This is a genomic window from Streptomyces sp. NPDC008317 (assembly GCF_042955955.1).
In the GTDB taxonomy this organism is placed as follows: Bacteria; Actinomycetota; Actinomycetes; order Streptomycetales; family Streptomycetaceae; genus Actinacidiphila.
This window is the reverse complement of the sequence record NZ_JBIBFQ010000005.1, coordinates 321,335-338,503: the sequence shown is the minus strand read 5'-3', so window position 1 is coordinate 338,503 and position 17,169 is coordinate 321,335. Positions and strand designations below refer to the sequence as shown.

Annotated in this window: 16 protein-coding genes; 14 read left to right on the top strand and 2 right to left on the bottom strand. The window is 72.7% G+C overall.

From position 1 onward, the window contains the following. Positions 1–154 precede the first annotated feature (154 nt). Complete coding sequence (locus tag ACFY9V_RS18645) at positions 155–697, top strand: SRPBCC family protein (protein ID WP_355341113.1); 543 nt, start codon at positions 155–157, stop codon at positions 695–697. 198 nt (positions 698–895) lie between these two features. Continuing rightward, positions 896–1,456: a GNAT family N-acetyltransferase gene (locus ACFY9V_RS18640; RefSeq protein WP_391161964.1), complete on the top strand. Its 561-nt coding sequence runs from the start codon at positions 896–898 to the stop codon at positions 1,454–1,456. Positions 1,457–1,490: 34 nt separating this feature from the next. Here ACFY9V_RS18640 and ACFY9V_RS18635 read toward each other — a convergent pair whose 3' ends face one another. Next, on the bottom strand, positions 1,491–1,793 hold the full coding sequence (locus ACFY9V_RS18635; RefSeq protein WP_355341107.1) for a hypothetical protein: 303 nt from the start codon (positions 1,791–1,793) through the stop codon (positions 1,491–1,493). A gap of 100 nt (positions 1,794–1,893) precedes the next feature. Between ACFY9V_RS18635 and ACFY9V_RS18630 the strand changes: the two genes are divergently transcribed. From ACFY9V_RS18630 to ACFY9V_RS18615, 4 genes are all read left to right on the top strand, one after another. Continuing rightward, on the top strand, positions 1,894–2,616 hold the full coding sequence (locus tag ACFY9V_RS18630) for a L,D-transpeptidase family protein (RefSeq protein ID WP_355341357.1): 723 nt from the start codon (positions 1,894–1,896) through the stop codon (positions 2,614–2,616). Positions 2,617–2,699: 83 nt separating this feature from the next. Continuing rightward, the gene (locus ACFY9V_RS18625; protein WP_391161962.1) at positions 2,700–3,848 is read left to right on the top strand and encodes a hypothetical protein; all 1,149 of its coding nucleotides are present in this window, start codon (positions 2,700–2,702) and stop codon (positions 3,846–3,848) included. Positions 3,849–4,231: 383 nt separating this feature from the next. Continuing rightward, on the top strand, positions 4,232–4,870 hold the full coding sequence (locus ACFY9V_RS18620; RefSeq protein ID WP_391161961.1) for a flavin reductase: 639 nt from the start codon (positions 4,232–4,234) through the stop codon (positions 4,868–4,870). Between the two features lie 156 nt (positions 4,871–5,026). Next, a complete protein-coding gene (locus ACFY9V_RS18615) occupies positions 5,027–5,527 on the top strand; it encodes a cupin domain-containing protein (RefSeq protein WP_355341098.1) in 501 nt (166 codons plus the stop codon). Between the two features lie 121 nt (positions 5,528–5,648). Here ACFY9V_RS18615 and sigJ read toward each other — a convergent pair whose 3' ends face one another. Further along, a complete protein-coding gene (gene sigJ / locus ACFY9V_RS18610) occupies positions 5,649–6,728 on the bottom strand; it encodes an RNA polymerase sigma factor SigJ (RefSeq protein ID WP_355341095.1) in 1,080 nt (359 codons plus the stop codon). A 331-nt stretch (positions 6,729–7,059) separates the two neighbouring features. Between sigJ and ACFY9V_RS18605 the strand changes: the two genes are divergently transcribed. The 8 genes from ACFY9V_RS18605 to ACFY9V_RS18570 all read left to right on the top strand — a co-directional run bounded on the left by ACFY9V_RS18605 (position 7,060) and on the right by ACFY9V_RS18570 (position 17,166). Next, positions 7,060–7,692: a hemerythrin domain-containing protein gene (locus tag ACFY9V_RS18605; RefSeq protein WP_355341092.1), complete on the top strand. Its 633-nt coding sequence runs from the start codon at positions 7,060–7,062 to the stop codon at positions 7,690–7,692. Between the two features lie 221 nt (positions 7,693–7,913). Next, on the top strand, positions 7,914–9,074 hold the full coding sequence (locus ACFY9V_RS18600; protein WP_391045096.1) for a beta-ketoacyl synthase N-terminal-like domain-containing protein: 1,161 nt from the start codon (positions 7,914–7,916) through the stop codon (positions 9,072–9,074). 131 nt (positions 9,075–9,205) lie between these two features. Further along, positions 9,206–10,837, top strand: a complete 1,632-nt coding sequence (locus ACFY9V_RS18595) for a tryptophan 7-halogenase (protein ID WP_391118013.1) — start codon at positions 9,206–9,208, stop codon at positions 10,835–10,837. A gap of 247 nt (positions 10,838–11,084) precedes the next feature. After that, on the top strand, positions 11,085–12,587 hold the full coding sequence (locus ACFY9V_RS18590) for an FAD-dependent monooxygenase (RefSeq protein WP_391045638.1): 1,503 nt from the start codon (positions 11,085–11,087) through the stop codon (positions 12,585–12,587). A 107-nt stretch (positions 12,588–12,694) separates the two neighbouring features. Then, positions 12,695–14,020, top strand: coding sequence for an MFS transporter (locus ACFY9V_RS18585; protein ID WP_391161960.1), 1,326 nt, complete (start codon positions 12,695–12,697; stop codon positions 14,018–14,020). Positions 14,021–14,279: 259 nt separating this feature from the next. Next, positions 14,280–14,705 carry a phosphopantetheine-binding protein gene (locus tag ACFY9V_RS18580; RefSeq protein WP_391161959.1) on the top strand — a complete coding sequence of 142 codons (426 nt, stop codon included), beginning with the start codon at positions 14,280–14,282 and terminating at the stop codon, positions 14,703–14,705. An 8-nt stretch (positions 14,706–14,713) separates the two neighbouring features. Beyond that, the gene (locus ACFY9V_RS18575) at positions 14,714–15,559 is read left to right on the top strand and encodes a 4'-phosphopantetheinyl transferase superfamily protein (RefSeq protein ID WP_391161958.1); all 846 of its coding nucleotides are present in this window, start codon (positions 14,714–14,716) and stop codon (positions 15,557–15,559) included. A gap of 35 nt (positions 15,560–15,594) precedes the next feature. Next, a complete protein-coding gene (locus ACFY9V_RS18570; RefSeq protein WP_355341348.1) occupies positions 15,595–17,166 on the top strand; it encodes an acyl-CoA carboxylase subunit beta in 1,572 nt (523 codons plus the stop codon). The last annotated feature ends 3 nt before the right edge of the window (positions 17,167–17,169 follow it).

Here is a 17,169-nt window from a genome sequence, read left to right as displayed (position 1 = left end):
GCCACGACATGTGCACCTTTGCGGGGCACGCTGTGCGAGAGGAGTGAAACAGGCGGCGGTACCGCGCCGGAGCCGCGCACCCCACGGGTGCGGTCGGCGTACCCGCGACGGCTCGCCGCCCACGCCGCTACCGGGGAGGTTTGTGATGCCGAGCGTGTCCACGAACGTGTTCGTGTCGAGGCCGACCACGGAGGTCTTCGACTTCCTCGCCGACGCCCGCAATCTCGCCCTGTGGAGCTCGGGGGTGGCCTTCGTCGACTCGGCGCCCGTCCCGCCGGGCGTGGACGCGGAGTACCGCTACCGCTACCCCGGACGGCGCAGACCGCACCGGCTGGTCTGCGCCGCCTTCGAACCGGGCCGCCGGATAGTGTTCCGCGGCCAGCGCATGTGGTGCCCGCTGGGCACCCAGGTGCCCGTGTACGGCTTCGAGCTCGCCCCGCACGCCGACGGCACGCTGGTGCGGCTGTCGGTCACCAGCTCGCTGCGCGCGGCCCTCGTCCTGCTCGCCCCGGTCGTGGCCATGGCCTGGCGCCGTGACCTGCCCGCGGACGCCAGGAAATTCTGCGATCTGCTCGGCGGCTCCCGCGCCCCGGCCGCCCCGCTGCACGCTCCCGTGTCCGCCCCCGCGGTCGCCTCGGCCCCCGAGGACCCGGCGCGGTCCACGTCCGCGCCGAGTGGCTTTGACTTCGCTCATTGAGTGTTAAACTAATAATGTGAAGACGTTCGCACACGTTCTTCACCCTTTACTGCCCCGGCCTGGTCCCCCCGTCCCGGCCGGGGCTCCTCCATGTCCGGACCCGCTCCGGACCCGCTCCGGGCTCGTTCCCGCCTGTGTCCGGCCCGCACCGGCCTGCCTCGGGGGTCGACTGTCAGACCCTCGTCGTACGGTGCGGACATGGACGACGCACATGAGCCGCGAATTCGCATCGAGCCCTGGTCGGCGGACGACCTGTGGCTGCTCCGCAGGACGAACACACCCGAGATGACCGAGTACCTCGGCGGACCGGAGACCGAGGAGCAACTGCTCTCCCGGCACCAGCGCTACCAGGACATCGAGAAGACCGGCGGCAGGATGTACCGCGTGGTGCTCGTCCCGGACGGCGAGGTCGCCGGTTCCATCGGCTTCTGGGAACAGACGTGGCGGGGCGGGAAGGTCTACGAGACCGGCTGGGCGATCCTCCCGGAGTTCCAGGGCCGGGGCCTGGCGGCGGACGCCGCCCGCGCGGTGACCGAGGCGGCCAGAGCCGCCGGTGCCCACCGCCACCTGCACGCCTTCCCCAAGGTCAGCCACCCGGCGTCGAACGCCGTGTGCCGCAAGGCCGGATTCACGTTGCTGGGCGAGGCCGACTTCGAGTACCCCAAGGGCAACCCGATCACGTGCCACGACTGGGTGATCGACCTGACGCCGGACGCCCCTGAGGCTGACCCGGCCGGAGCTCCCACGGCGACCGGCTGACGGTCGCAGGGCGTTCGCGGGGCGCCGCGGGCCGTCAGGAACCGGCGGCCCGCAGTTGGGGCACGATCTGCTGCCGTACGTAACCGCGCACGTCCTGGCCGCGCAGGCCGCCCCGAATCACCGTCACCGAGTGCGCGGCGGCGGCCTTCCGCAGCCGACGCGCGGCCAGCGGGCCCACACCGCCGCCGATCACCAGCGCCGTCACACCGCCCGCGCCGATCAGGGAGACGGCGTCGCGCGCGCCGGTGACGCCACGCGCGTCGAAACCCTCCTCGCGAAGGACCGTGGTCGCGGAGCTGACAATGCTCTCCATACGGCCGATTACCACAACGGTCATGCTTAGCTGCTGCCCATCCACACCCCGCACACACCCGGCTGGCGCTCATCCGCCACCACCGCACCGAGGAGACCCCGTGCGCCCACTGACCCCGACCACCTTGGTCACCGCCGCAGCCCTCGCCACCACCCTCGCGGTCGGCGGCACCGGCGCCGGTCCCGCTCCCGGCTCGGGTACGGCGCAGCCCCGGCCCGTGGCGAACCTCCCGCAGATCATGAAGGACACCGGCGGCGGCACCCAGCTCATCACCGCGAGCGCCCCCACCCTCGGCTCCACCAGCGGCACCCTCACCTGGTGGGAGAAACAGAGCGGCGGCTGGAAGGCCGTCGGGACCGCGCCCGCCCGCTTCGGCGCCCACGGCCTGGCCGACGGCGCGACCCGCACCCAGAACACCAGCACCACGCCCACCGGCCTCTACGGCCTGCCGCTCGCCTTCGGCAACGCCGCCGCGCCCGCGGGCACCGCCCTGCCGTACCGCGCGGTCACCCCGACCGCCTGGTGGTGCGAGGACACCCAGTCGACCTCCTACAACCGCTGGGTCGACCCGCTGCCGAAGGACTGCCGGGGCACCGAGTCCGAGCGCCTGGCCGACTACCCCGGGCAGTACGCGCACGCCGTCCTGATCGACTTCAACTACGCCAAGCCGGTCAAGGGCCGCGGCGCCGGCATCTTCCTGCACGTCAACGGCAGCGGCGCGACGGCCGGTTGCGTCTCGGTACCCGCCGACGCGATGAGCCGGATCCTCGCGTGGCTGCGGCCTGCGGCGCAGCCGCACATCGCCATCGGCACCGTGGACGGCGGCACGGCATTGACCGGTTACTGACCCCCTGGCGCGCTGTTGGGTGACGCTACCGCCCCGTACCGTAGGGCACAGGCGCAACACCAGTGACGCGAAGGGGAATTGCCGTGTCGTTCGCAGAGGACCGGTCGCAGGCCGTGGAAGACGTCGTCCACGCGTGGACGCACGGCACCGACTGCCTGTTACGCGAGGCCGACGGCGGCTCGGGGGAGACGGTCGGGACGGAGACGGGCCCCAGGATGCTCTCGCACGCGGAAGCCGTGCAGATCGTCCACGCCCAGCTCGTCCTGATCGCCCTCGGAGCCGACCTCGGCCGCCTCCAGACGACCGCGAGGACCTGCTACCGCACCGCGGTCGACGCGCGGCTCGAACGGCCGGAGGACGCCCGCGCCTATGCCAGGGCAGCCGATCTGTGCGAGCGCGCCGCCCGGCTGGTGGTCGACGCGGGAGCCGCGGGCGACGACCGGGCCAGGCGCCGCCTGCTCGCCGTCGCCGAGCACGACACCGCCGTGGCGACCGGAGCCGTGGACCCCGAGGTCGCCGACCGCGCCCGCCGCGTCCTGGAGTCCGCGCTCAGCGAGGCCGAGAACAGGGCCGCCCGCGACACCGCGCCCCAGCAGCGCGGCCCGCGCTATCCCGGCCCGACCTACGACGAGACCACCGGACGGCACCGCGTCGGCGTCGGCGCGACCGGCGAGCCCGCCTACTGGCAGCTCAACACCCCCGGCTCCGGCATGGAGAGCGGCCTGATCTGCGGCGCGCCCGGCAGCGGCAAGAGCAGCTTCCTGCTGATGGTGCTCTACGAGGCCGCGCGCCGCGAGGAGTTCACGCTGTGGCTGGCCGACCCCGGCGGCCGGCACGACACCCCGGCGCCGATCGCCGAGGCCGCCGCCCGTACCGCCGCCACCCGCGAGCAGACCGTGGACCTGCTGCGCGACGCGGTGGCGGTGATCGCCGACCGCGCCCGCCACCACGGCCCGGTCCCCGACCCCACCGACACCTGGCAGGGCATCGTGCTCGCCGTCGAGGACTGCCGACTCGTCTTCGCCGACGACCTGGAGGCCACCCGGCTCGCCGAGCGCGTCGTCGCCGTCGGCGGCCGGTTCGGCGTGGCGCTGGTCGTGACCGCGCCCGACGCCGACCTCGCGTCCTTCGGCGGCAGCCTCGCGCTGCGCGCCGGGCTCGCCAGGACCAACTGCTTCCCGCTCGGCCCCGGCGGACGGCAGATGCTCACCGCGCTCGGCCGCGCGGTCTGACGGCCAACCGCCTCCGGCCGGACGTCGGTCGGCGGGCCGCCGGTCGGCCGGCTCTCGCCCGCCGACCGCCGGATCTGACACTCCTCTGACACGCGCCTGGCCCTTTCCGGAAGGTCGGGCGGTGCATCTGTGGTTCCTGACCGAGACCTGAAGCCGGGGATCTTGTGACGGACCGGCGGACCGAAGAACCTGGTAGTCAGGATCCGGTGCGGTGTCGGCGAAAGCCCCCGGAGCGGTCCTTTCTCTCGGAATCTCTACGAATCTCGCGGATTCTCCCTGATTCTCTTTGATTCTCTCCGAACGACCATGGCGACCGTCCCCTGACGTCCGGGTGCGGCCCCTGAATCGCGTTGTCGGGCTCTGTGGTGTGGGAGGTGTGGACGATGGCAGGTGCGATGTCGTCGAACGCGGTGGCGGCCGGGACCGTCGCCGGAGATACGGTGGCGCCGCCGGAGGAACGGGTGGGCGAACCGGCCCCGTTGAGCAGACTGATGTCACTGCACCAGGCGCACCCGGTGGACGGCCGGTCACTGCGGACGGTGTGCGGGATGTTCGTGACCGGCGTGACGGTGATCACCAGCGGCGAGGACGGCAACGCCGAGGGCACCACGGTGAACTCGTTCACCTCGGTCTCCCTCGACCCGCCGCTGGTGCTGTTCTGCCTGCACAACGAGTCCCGACTGCGGTCCGTCGTGCGGGAGTCGGGGAAATTCGTCGTCAACTTCCTCCAGGGGCAGCAGGAGGGCGTGGCCCGCGCCTTCGCGGGCAAGGGCACCGCGGAGATCCACGACGTGGCCAACCACCCGTCGGTGACGGGCGTTCCGGTGCTCAGCGAGGCGCTGGCGTTCCTGTCCTGCCACCTGGTCGAGGAGTTCGACGGCGGCGACCACACGATCTTCCTCGGCCGCGTGGTCGAGTTGGGCGTGCCCCGGCAGCACCAGGAGCCGCTGGTCTTCTTCCGCGGCTGGCTCGGCGCGCTGGAGGAGGAACTGCGCGGCGTGCACCCCATCATCGACGGCTGACCGCCCCGCCCGTTCCCTGTCTCCTTGGCACGGCGGCGCGTCGCACGGCGGTATTTCGCGACGCCCCGCGGTCTTCCGCGTGGATCCGAGGTGATCCGCGCTGTTCGTGTTCCTGACGTTTCTGCGAGTTCCCGAATTCGACCGGTGGAGGGTGTGATGGGCGTGGATTCCGGCAAGGTCGTCCGACTGGAGGACGTCGTACCGATCACATACGGCGGAGGCGAGGAGACCCGCTTCCTGCTGCGCGGCTCGGACACCAGCGGCCGTTCCTCGTTCTACGAGGTCCGGATGCCCGCGGGGGAGGGCTCGGTGTGGCATGTGCACCATGACACCGACGAGTCCTTCTACGTCCTCGAGGGTGAATTCGAGGTCAAGGTCGGCGAGGAGATCCACAAGGCGCCCGCCGGGACGATGGTGCACGGCCCGCGCGGCGTGTGGCACTCCTTCTTCAACGTGGGCGAGACCACGGGACTCATGCTCTGCACGATGACGCCCGGCGGCATCGAGCTGTTCTTCGAGGAGCTGAGCGAGGTGCTGACCCGCCCCGAGCGGCCCGACTGGGACACGATCAAGGCGGTCGGCGAGCGCCACGGCATCACCGCCGCCCGGCCGCAGGGCGGACCGCACGGCGGCCCGCCGGTCAGCGCGCCGCAGTAGTCCGTACCGTCGCGCACCGTCCTCGCGACGGGGGTCGGGAGCCGCCGGGTGACCGGCGCCCTGCGCGCCGTCGGGTGACGGGGGCGGCCGGTCCGGGGGATTCACCCGGCGGCTCCCGGGCCTAGGGGGTGTCCGCGCGCCGTCCGGCCTCCCGGGGGTGCGCGTCCTCCTGCTCGGGGTCCAGCTCCGGCTCGGGCACCGCGTCCGGCGCGAGCCGCGGCGCGCCCGTCGGCTCACCGCTCTCGTCGAGCCGGACCCGGGAGAGCTTGTCGGGGTTGGTGACCAGGTAGATGTCGGTGATCTGGTCGTTGCTCGGGTTGAGGTCCATGACCATGACCGCGTACGGCGAGTCGCCGGAGAAGACGACGGCCGACGGGTCGCCGTTGACCTGCTGGTAGCGGATGTCCAGCGACTCGGGCAGCCGGCTGGTGGCGTAGCCGTTGAGGAAGCGGGCGACCTTGTCCCGGCCGTTGACCGGCCGGAGCGCGGAGCGGACCTTGCCGCCGCCGTCGGTCCACATCGTCACGTCCGGCGCGAGCAGGCTCATCAGCTCGGCGATGTCGCCGCCGAGCGCGGCGGCCACGAACCGCTCGGTGACCTGCTGCTGGAGGTGCGGATCGGCCTGGTACCGGGGCCGCCTGGCCTGGACGTGCTCGCGCGCCCGGTGCGCGAGCTGCCGGATCGCGGACGGGCTGCGTCCCAGGATCTCGGCGATCTCCGTGTGCGCGTAGCCGAACACCTCGTGCAGGACGAAGACCGCCCGCTCCAGCGGCGTCAGCGTCTCCAGCACCACGAGCAGCGCCATGGACACCGACTCGGTGCGCAGCGCGGACTCCGCGGCGTCCACGGCCTGCGCGCCCTGCGGGCTGTCGAGGGCGTCGGGCGTACGGGTCAGCAGCGGCTCGGGCAGCCAGGGGCCGATGTACGTCTCGCGGCGACGGCTGATCGTCGCCTGCCGGGCGAGCGCCTGGTTGACCGCGATCCGCACCAGGTACGCGCGCGGGTTGTCGATCTCCTCGGCGTCCGGCTGGCGGACCCGGCGGGCCCAGGCCAGCCAGGTCTCCTGGAGGACGTCCTCGGTGTCGGAGACACTGCCGAGCAGGTTGTAGACCACCGAGAACAGGAGTTCCCGATGGCCGACGAACACCTCGGTCGCGCGGTCACCAGCAGCCGAGGGGAGCTGAGCCGGAGTGTCGGACACGATGTGAGCCTCCCGTGATGCGTTTCACCTATGAGGTACCGCGGACCCGAAAGCGTGACACTCGCGCCGCGAAATGTGACGCGCGTCTCTTTCACCTGCGATATTCCGGCGCGACCCACCGATCTCCATGAGTGCTGGAATGATCACACGGTGCCACGATGTCACATCGACCGTGGCCCGAAGCTCTTTATCCGCGGGGCCGGACACGGTCTGGCGGTGGCCCGGACGCCGGGCCCGGAGGGGAGCCTCCGGACCGTCGAGGCTCCGAGCGGTCATCCCGATCCCCGGGGGGCCGATAACGACATTCGTACGAAGAAAGTGGTGGGCCGTCGTGGCCGAGTCGAAAGACCCGAACGTGGACATCGATTTCACCGTCATGTATGCGACGCACAAGGCGTTCCGACGCGACCTGCGCCGGCTGGCGACCGCGGTGGCCGCCGGTCAGGCGACGGCGCCGCAGGTGCGCGCGGGGTGGGACAACTTCAATCACCAGCTCCACAACCACCACTCGGTCGAGGACCGGGCGCTGTGGCCGCAGGTGGAGGCCAAGATCGCCGACCGTCCCGACGATCAGCGGCTGATGAAGGAAATGGAAGAGGAGCACGCCGAGCTGGGCCCGCGCATCGAGGCGGTGGACACCGCGATCAAGGGCGGCGGGGGCGACCTGGCCGCGCTGATCGAGGACCTTTACCAGGTGATGGACGGCCACTTCACGCACGAGGAGGAGGCCGCGCTGCCGCTGATCCAGGACGTGCTGTCGCCCGCCGAATGGCGGACCTTCGGGCTCGCCAACGCCAAGAACCTCGGCATCAGCGGCGTCAGCGTCTACATCCCCTGGGTCATCGACGACGCGACGCCGGACGACCAGAAGCGGTTCCTCGGGTCCTTCCCGCCGCCGCTGCGCGTCGTCAACAAGCTGATCTGGCAGCGCGGTTACGCGAAGAAGGAGCTGTTCAAGGTCTGACCGGACCCGGGCACCGACGACCGGGCGCCTGAACGGCCGGAATCGGCGGGCACCGCGCCACCGGGCGCGGTGTCCATGCTCGGGCGCGGTGTCCATGCTCGGGCACTGCGGAAAGGCGTGGCCATGGACAGCACGGCGATCGTGGAGCGGGCCCGACCGGCCCCGCCCGCCCGCCGCACCGGGCGGGTGCCCGGCGCGGCCGAGCTGCTGCGGAGGGTGCCGTGACCGGCGCTGTGGTGGTGACAGGTCTGGGCATCGTCTCGCCCGCGGGACTGGGCGCCCGCGACTACTGGGCGCAGGCGTGCGGGAGCGGGCGCGGCGCCGGACGGCACGGCGAGGCCCGTACGGCGGGCGAACCCGCCTGGCAGACCGCCGCCCTCCTCGACCCCGCTCCGGGCGACCAACTGTGGGGCAGGCCCGCGCCGCAGGCCGACCGGATGGCCCGGCTCGCGCTGGCCGCAGCGGACTGGGCGCTGGCCGACGCGGGCATCCGCCCGCAGGACCTGCCCGACTTCGGCCCCGACGCGGTGACGGCCGTCACCGCCGCGGCTGCTGCCGCCGCGGCTCCCGGCGGGCGGTACGGCGAGGGCCGCGGGCCCGGCTTCGGCGCCCGCTTCCGGGCCGGCACCGGCACCGGCGGACCGCGCGGCCAGGCCGGGCGGCAGAGCGGCGCGTACCGCTCCTTCGCCTGGTTCTACGCCGTCAGCAGCGGCCAGATCTCGATCAGGGACGGCATGAAGGGCCTGGACGCCGTGGCGCACGCCCGGCGGCAGATCAGGCAGGGCGGTCGGCTCATCGTCTCCGGCGGTGTGGACGCGCCGGTCTGCCCCGCCACCTGGAGCGCGCACACCCCGCCGCCCGCCGCCCGGCCCGGCGGCGGAGCGCTGCTGGTACTGGAGACCGCGCACGCGGCCCTGGCCCGCGGCGCCAAGATCTACGGCGAGGTCGCCGGATACGGCGCGACCTTCGACCCCGACCCGAGCGGCGGACGCGAACCGGGCCTGCGGCGCGCGGTGGAACTGGCCCTGTGCGACGCGGGAGCCGTCCCCGGCGAGGTGGACGCGGTGTTCGTCCCCGGCCTCGACGCGGCCGAATCGGCCGCCGTCACCGCGGTGTTCGGCGTGCACGCCGTACCCGTCACCGCGCCCCGCACCATGACCGGGCGCCGCTACCCGGGCACGGCCGCGCCGCTGGACCTGGCGGCAGCCCTGCTCGCCATGGAGGAGGGCCTGATCCCGCCGACCGCGGACGATCTGCCGTCCCCCGGCTACGACCTCAATCTGGTCCTGTCGCCGCGCACTGCGGAACTGCGCACCACGCTGGTGGTGGCCCGCGGCCACGGCGGCTTCAACTCCGCCGTCGTGCTGCGCACCCTGGACTGACCGCACCGCCCCGCGACAGCGCGGCGAGCAGCAGCACCGCACCGACCCCGTGACGTCCCCTCTCCCGCACCGGGAGCCGGGGACGTTTTCGCGTGCCCCGACACATTCCTACCCGGGAGGGACGAAGCAGCATGAACACAACCGCCCAACAGGCCCAGTCCAATGAGAAGTTCGATGTGGCGATCCTCGGCGCGGGAATGGCCGGCGGTCTGCTGGGCTCGGTGCTGGCCCGCAACGGGGTGAAGGTCCTGCTCATCGACGCGGGCGTGCACCCGCGCTTCGCGGTGGGGGAGTCCACCATCCCGTACACCTCGTCGATGACCCGGATCATCGCCGAGCGCTACCAGGTGCCCGAGATCGAGCCGCTGGCCAGCTTCAAGGGCATCCAGGAGAAGATCGCCCCGTCGTGCGGGCGCAAGCAGAACTTCGGCTTCGTCTACCACGTCGAAGGGCAGCCGCAGGACCCCGAGCAGATCAACCAGCTCGTGGTGCCCGAGTGGCAGCGCACCGAGACGCACCTGTTCCGGCAGGACGTGGACGCCTATCTGTTCAACCTCGCCGTGAAGTACGGCGCGGTGCCCAAGGTCGCCACGAAGATCGCCGACATCGAGGTGTTCCCCGAGCACGGGGTGCTGCTCAGGTCCGACAAGGGCGAGGAATTCCACGCCAGTTACCTCATCGACGGCAGCGGCTTCCGGTCGCCGGTCGCGGAGAAGTTCGGGCTGCGCGAGACCCCGACCCGCGCCAGGGCGCACTCGCGCTCGCTGTTCACGCACATGGTCGGCGTCACACCCTTCGACGACGCGAAGGCGGCCCGCTCGCACAAGCAGCCCAGCCCCTGGCACAACGGCACCCTGCACCACGTCTTCGACGGCGGCTGGCTCTGGGTGATCCCGTTCGACAACCACGACGGCGCCCTCAACCCGCTGTGCAGCGTGGGCCTGCAACTGGACGAGCGCAAATTCCCCGCCGAGCCCGGCGTCTCCGCGCAGGAGCAGTTCGACCAGTTCCTGGAGCGGTACCCCGAGATCGCCGAGCAGTTCACCGACGCCACCGCCGTACGCCCGTGGGTGGCCACCGGCCGGCTCCAGTACTCCGCGACGCAGACCGTCGGTGAGCGCTACTGTCTGACCGCGCACGCCGCCGGATTCATCGACGCGCTGTACTCGCGCGGCCTGACCAACACCCTCGAGGTCGTCAACGCCCTCGCCTGGCGGCTGATCGAGGCGTCCAAGGACGGCGACTGGTCCGTCGAGCGGTTCGCGTATGTCGACAGCCTCCAGCAGGGCCTGTTCGACATCCACGACGACCTCGTCTACTGCTCCTTCGTCGGCTTCCGCGACTACGACCTGTGGAACGCGGTCATCCGGGTGTGGGAGTCGACCAGCATCCTGCCGACGGTCACCATCGACCGGGCGTACCGCACCTTCATGGCCGACCCCGAGCGCGACGAGCAGGTCTTCCGCGACCTGGAGAAGCGCGATGTGCCCGGACTCCCGGCCCCGGTCGGCCAGGACATATCGGAGCTGCTCGGCTTCACCCGCTCCATCTGCCAGCAGGTCGAGGCGGGCACGCTGGAGGCCAAGGCCGGCGCGGCCCAGCTCTTCGAGCGGCTGCGGACGTCCGAATTCCTCCCCGCCCCCTTCGAGTTGGGCTCGCCCGACAACAGGTGCTTCGAGGCCACCCCGGCGGTGATCCAGAGCGCCGTCGAATGGGCCGGTACGGACGCGCCCGCGCACATCGCGCAGCTCTTCGCGCGCTGAGCCCCCGCCGTACCCAGGTCGTCGAGCGCCGCCGTACGCAGGGCCCCCCGGCCGTACGCATCGCAGACGTACCGCACCCGCGACAGCGCCGCCGGACGCCTCCTGACGGGCCGTCCGGCGGCGCGTCCCTGCCCGTGGCCCCGTTCGCCGGAGGCAACTTCCTTTCAGACAGGAGTCAGACGTGGACGAGAAGGTGGACGAGAAGGTGCACGAGAGGGACAGCACGGACGCGGGCGGAGCCGCTGCCCTGGACACCGATGTGATCATCGTGGGGGCGGGGCCCACCGGGCTGATGCTCGCCGGTGAACTGCTGCTGGGCGGCGCCCGGGTGATCGTCGTGGAACGCCTGGACGAACCCACCGGGCAGTCGCGCGGCCTGGGCTTCACCGCCCGCGCCATGGAGGTGTTCGACCAGCGCGGGCTGCTGCCCGCCTTCGGCGGCCCCGACGGCACCCTGGAGATCTCCCCGGTCGGCCACTTCGGCGGCCTGGTCTTCGACTACACGGTGCTGGAGGGCGCGCACTTCGGCGCCCGCGGCATCCCTCAGTCGCTCACCGAGTCCGTGCTGGAGGCGTGGGCCGTGGGCCTGGGCGCCGACATCCGCCGCGGCTGGGAATTCCTCGAAGTCGCCGACGGGGAAGGGGCGGTGACCCTCACCGCGGGAACCGCGGACGGCGTACGCCACCTGCGCGCTTCGTACCTGGTCGGCTGCGACGGCGGAAAGAGCGCGGTCCGCAAGGCCGTCGGCTTCGACTTCCCCGGCACCGACCCGACCCGCGGCATGTACCTCGCCGACGTGGTCGGCTGCGGGCTGCGCCCGCGATTCCTCGGCGAGCGGCTGCCCGGCGGCATGATCATGGCCGCGCCGCTGGGCGAGAACGTCGACCGGGTCATCGTGGTCGAGAACGGCACCCCGCCGCCGGACCGCACCGAGGAGCCGACCTTCGCCGAAGTGGCAGGTGCCTGGCAGCGGATCACGGGCGAGGACATCAGCGCCGGTACCGCCGACTGGGTCGGCTCGTTCACCGACGCCAACCGGCTGGTCACCGAATACCGGCGCGGGCGCGTGCTGTTGGCGGGCGACGCCGCCCACATCCACCTGCCCGCGGGCGGCCAGGGCCTGAGCACCGGCGTGCAGGACGCGGCCAACCTCGGCTGGAAGCTGGCCGCGGTCGTCACCGGCTGGGCGCCCGAGGGTCTGCTCGACACCTACCACGCCGAGCGGCACCGGGTCGGTGAGCGGCTGATGATGAACACCGCCACCCAGGGCATGGTCTACGTCGGCGGTCCCGAAATGGACCCGATCCGCGAGATGTTCGCCGAGCTGATCGAGTACGACGAGGTCAAGCGGCACCTCGCGGGCACCGTCAGCGGCCTCGACATCCGCTACGACTTCGGCGCGAAGGACGACGACCACCCGCTGACCGGACGCCGGCTGACCCCGCTGAAGGTCGACACCGACGGCGGCGGCACCGACACCACGGAACTGCTGCACACCGCGCAGGGCGTGCTCGTCGACCTCGCCGACGCGGCGGCCGTGCGCGCGGTCGCCGCACCCTGGAAGAGCCGCGTCCTGACCGTCAGCGGCACGGTCGCCGAACCCGAGGGGCTGTCCGCACGGGAGTTGGCGGGGGCCACCGCGGTCCTGCTCCGGCCCGACGGACATGTCGCCTGGGTCTCGACGGGCGGTGAGGACGGCCTGGCCGAGGCGCTCCAGCGGTGGTTCGGCGCGCCCGAGACGGGCGCGTGAGTTCCAGCCTCCGACCGGAGGGCGCCGACCGTTCGAGGGCCGGCGCCCTCCGCCAACCGAAGGGCGGGGCACGGCGGTCCGCGGGCGGGCCCTTCCGGTCGCTGGCCGTGCGCAACTTCCGGCTCTTCGCGCTCGGCCAGGTCGTCTCGGCGGCCGGAACCTGGATGATGGTGGTCGCGCAGGACTGGGCGGTCCTCTCGCTCACCGACAACTCACCCACCGCGCTCGGCCTGGTGACGGCCCTTCAGTTCACCCCGGTCCTGCTCCTCGCGCTGTACGGCGGGCGGCTCGCCGACCGCCACGACAAGCGCGCGCTGCTCGTCGCCGCCAACCTGGTCTGCGGTGTGCTCGCCGCCCTGCTCGCGCCCCTGATGCTCACCGGGACGCTGCGGCTGTGGCATCTGTATCTGTTCGCCCTCGGCCTCGGCACCGCGAGCGCCGTGGAGATTCCCACCCGCATGTCGTTCGTGCGCGAGATGGTCGGCCCCGAACTGCTGCCCAACGCCTCGGCGTTGAGCGCGGCGTACTTCAACATCGCACGGGTGGCGGGGCCCGCGTTCGGCGGCCTGCTCGTCGGCTGGCTCGGCACCGGACCCGTCGTCCTGCTCAACGCCGTCAGCTATCTGGCCACGGTCGTCGCGCTGCGGATGATGCGGCCCGCCGAACTGCACCGCGGGCCGCCGGGCGCAGCCCGCGCCCGCGTCATCGACGGCCTGCGCTACACCGCGAGCCGCCCCGACCTGCTGCTGCCGCTCGCCCTGGTCGCCGTCATCGGCCTGGCCGGGTTCAACTTCCAGCTCACGCTGCCGCTGGTGGCCAAGACGGTCTTCCACACCTCCGCGGCCTCCTTCGGACTGCTCACCACGGCGCTGGCGGCCGGATCACTGCTGGCGGCGCTGGTCACCACCTCGCGTACGACCCGGCCGAGCGGACGGCTGGTGACCGGCTCCGCGCTGGCCTTCGGCGCGGCCGAGACCGCGGCGGGCTGGGCGCCGAACTACCTGAGCGAGCTGCTGCTGCTCGCGGTCACCGGCTTCACCACGCTCTACTTCGCCCAGGCGGCCAACCACCGCATCCAGCTCGGCGCCGACCCCGCGTTCAGCGGGCGGGTGTTGGCCATCTACGCGCTCATCCTCCAGGGGACCACCCCGCTGGGCGCGCTGGCGGTCGGCTGGCTCACCGAGCACTGGGGCGCCAGATCCGGACTCTACGCGGGTGGCATCGTCTCGCTGGCCGCGGCGGCGGTCGCCATGCTGCTTGACCGGCCCCGTCCGGGCCGAGGGGACGACGGCGACCGGGCGTACGACCGGGACCGGGCGGACGACGGCGACCGGGCGGAGCGCGAGGGCGACGGTGATCGGGAGGCCGGGCGCGCGCGGGAGACCGGCAGCCGCTCGCCCGAGACCCCGGCCGTCCCGACGACCGGCGCGTGACGCCGGCGCGCGCACGGTGCCCCGAGGCCCCCGAACCCCCGCCCGTACGCGCCCCGTCCGTACCGCGCCCGTCCCCACGAGGGCCGCGGGCCCGGTCCCGGACGACCGCCGCGGGCCGATGCTCCGCCACCGCGCGGAGCGACCCGTGCCCCGCGGAGCCGTCCGCGCGGCACGTTCTCGAACCTGCCGGTGAACCGCCGCGCCACAGCGCAACGGCGGCGCCGGTCCGTGCACTACCGATGGAAGGCGGTATGCCGTGATGGAACAGACGGTCCCCCTGCACCTGAGGGGGCTTCCCGACCCGCACGTCCTGCGTGCCGCGGGCATCGACGTGCGGACCAGGATCATCGAGCGCTACATCTGCCGTCAGTTGGAGCCGTATCTTCATGTGCCCCCGGCCCACCGGATCAGCACCGACCGGTCGCTGCGCAGTCAGGGCGTCGACTCGATCACCGCGCTGGCGCTGCGCCGCAGGCTCGTCTCGGCGCTGGGCGTCGACGTCCCCGCCGCGGACCTGCTGCGGGACGACTCGGTCACCGAGGTGGCGGCGCTGCTGGCCGGGCTGGTGACCCCCGTCCCGCAGAGCGTCCCGCAGACGGCCCCGGTCGGCGCCGTCGCCGCGGCCGTCTTCGACACCCCGGCGGAGAGGCCGCGGCTCACCGCAGCGGCGCGCACCGCGCGGTGAGCGGCGCGGTGGACCGTACGGGGGCCGCCACCGCACCGGCTCTGACCGTCGCGCCGGGCGACCTGCACATCTGGGTGCTGCCCCGGCCCTGGACGCACACCGACCCGGCGCCGCTGCCGGTCGGGGAACTGGACGACGACGAACGCGAGCGCGCCGCGGGCCTGCTGCGTACGGGCGACCGGGTGCGCTACCTCTCCGCCCACGTCGCCCTGCGCCGCCTGCTGTCGGCCTACACCGGCCTCCCGCCTCGGGCGCTGCGGCTCGGCCGGGACCGCTGCCCCTGCTGCGGCGGCCCGCACGGCCGCCCGGTGCTGCTCGACCGCCCGCGCGGTCCCGTGCCCGACTGGCCGCACTTCTCGCTGTCGCACAGCCACCAGGTCGCGGTCGTCGCCCTCGCGGGCGCCACCGTCGGCGTGGACGTGCAGCGGGTGCCGCCGGCCAACGCCGTACGGCTGTGCCTGCCCGACCTGCACCCCGCGGAACAGGCGGAGTTGGCCGCTGTGCCCGGCCGCAGGAGGCCCGCGGCCTTCGCCCGGCTGTGGACCCGCAAGGAGGCGTATCTCAAGGGCCTCGGCACCGGTCTGCGCCGCGACCTGGCCGCCGACTACCTCGGGACGGCGGCGGGCCGGCGCGGCGGCCCGCACCGCCCGTCCGGATGGTCCGTCACCGATGTGCCGGGACCGCCGGGCCACGCCACGGCGGCGGCCGTCCGCACCCCGCACCACTACCGCACCGTCGTCCGCACACTGACCGCCGACTGCCTCCACGCCGAGGACGCCACGGAGCTGATCGCCGATTCCCGCACGCGGGTGCACCGCGTGCCGCAGGCCGCCGTCCGGCGGCCACAGGAGTGATCGACATGAACCCGAGCAAGGGAGGGTGGAGCGCCATGCCCAACGCGGAGTCTCCCGCCGAGGTCCCCGACCGGTTGCAGGAACTGAGCGACCTCAAGGAGCTGGCCCGCCAGGGCCCCGACCCCACGGCGACAGAACGCCAGCACGCCAAGGGCAAGCTGACCGCGAGGGAGCGGATCGACCTGCTCCTGGACAAGGGCAGCTTCACCGAGGTCGAGGCGCTGCGGCGGCACCGGGCCAGCGGCTTCGGACTGGAGGGCAAGCGCCCGCACACCGACGGCGTGGTCACCGGCTGGGGCACGGTCGAGGGCCGGACGGTCTTCGTCTACGCCCACGACTTCCGGATGTTCGGCGGCGCGCTCGGCGAGGCGCACGCCGAGAAGATCCACAAGATCATGGACATGGCCATCGCGGCCGGCGCCCCGCTGGTCTCGCTCAACGACGGCGCGGGCGCCCGTATCCAGGAAGGCGTCTCCGCGCTCGCCGGTTACGGCGGCATCTTCCAGCGCAACACCAAGGCATCGGGCGTGATCCCGCAGATCAGCGTGATGCTCGGCCCCTGCGCCGGGGGCGCCGCGTACTCCCCGGCCCTGACCGACTTCATCTTCGCCGTCCGCGGCATCTCGCAGATGTTCATCACCGGGCCCGACGTCGTGCAGGCCGTCACCGGCGAGGAGGTGACCCAGGACGCGCTCGGCGGCGCCGACGTGCACGCCAGCGTCTCCGGTGTCGCCCACTTCGCCTACGACGACGTGCACACCTGCCTCGCCGAGGTCCGCTACCTGCTGTCGCTGCTGCCGTCCAACAACCGCGAACTGCCCCCGGCCAGCCCCGGACAGGACCCGGTGGACCGGCCGGGCGACGCACTGCTGGAGATCGTGCCGACCGACGGCAACCGCAGCTACGACATCAGGGACGTCATCGAGGAACTGGTCGACGACGGCGACTCGATGGAGGTGCACGCCGCCTGGGCGCCCAACATCGTCTGCGCGCTGGCCCGGCTCGACGGGCAGACCGTCGGCATCGTCGCCAACCAGCCGTCGGCGATGGCCGGGGTGCTGGACATCAAGGCGTCGGAGAAGGCCGCGCGCTTCGTGCAGTTCTGCGACGCCTTCAACATCCCGATCGTCACCCTGGTCGACGTCCCCGGCTTCCTGCCCGGCGTCGACCAGGAACACGACGGCATCATCCGGCGCGGCGCCAAACTGCTGTACGCCTACTGCAACGCGTCGGTGCCGCGGATCTCGGTGGTGCTGCGCAAGGCGTACGGCGGCGCGTACATCGTCATGGACTCGCAGTCGATCGGCGCCGACATCGCGCTGGCCTGGCCCAGCAACGAGATCGCCGTCATGGGCGCGGAGGGCGCGGCCAACGTCGTCTTCCGCCGCGAGATCGCCGCCGCCGAGGACCCCGAGGCGATGCGGATCCAGAAGATCGAGGAGTACCGCAGGGAACTCGTGCACCCCTACTACGCGGCCGAACGCGGCCTGGTGGACGACGTCATCGACCCGCGCGACACGCGGTCGGTGCTGATCCGGTCGCTGTCCATGCTGCGGACGAAGGACGCGGACCTGCCGCGCCGCAAGCACGGCAACCCGCCGCAGTAGCCC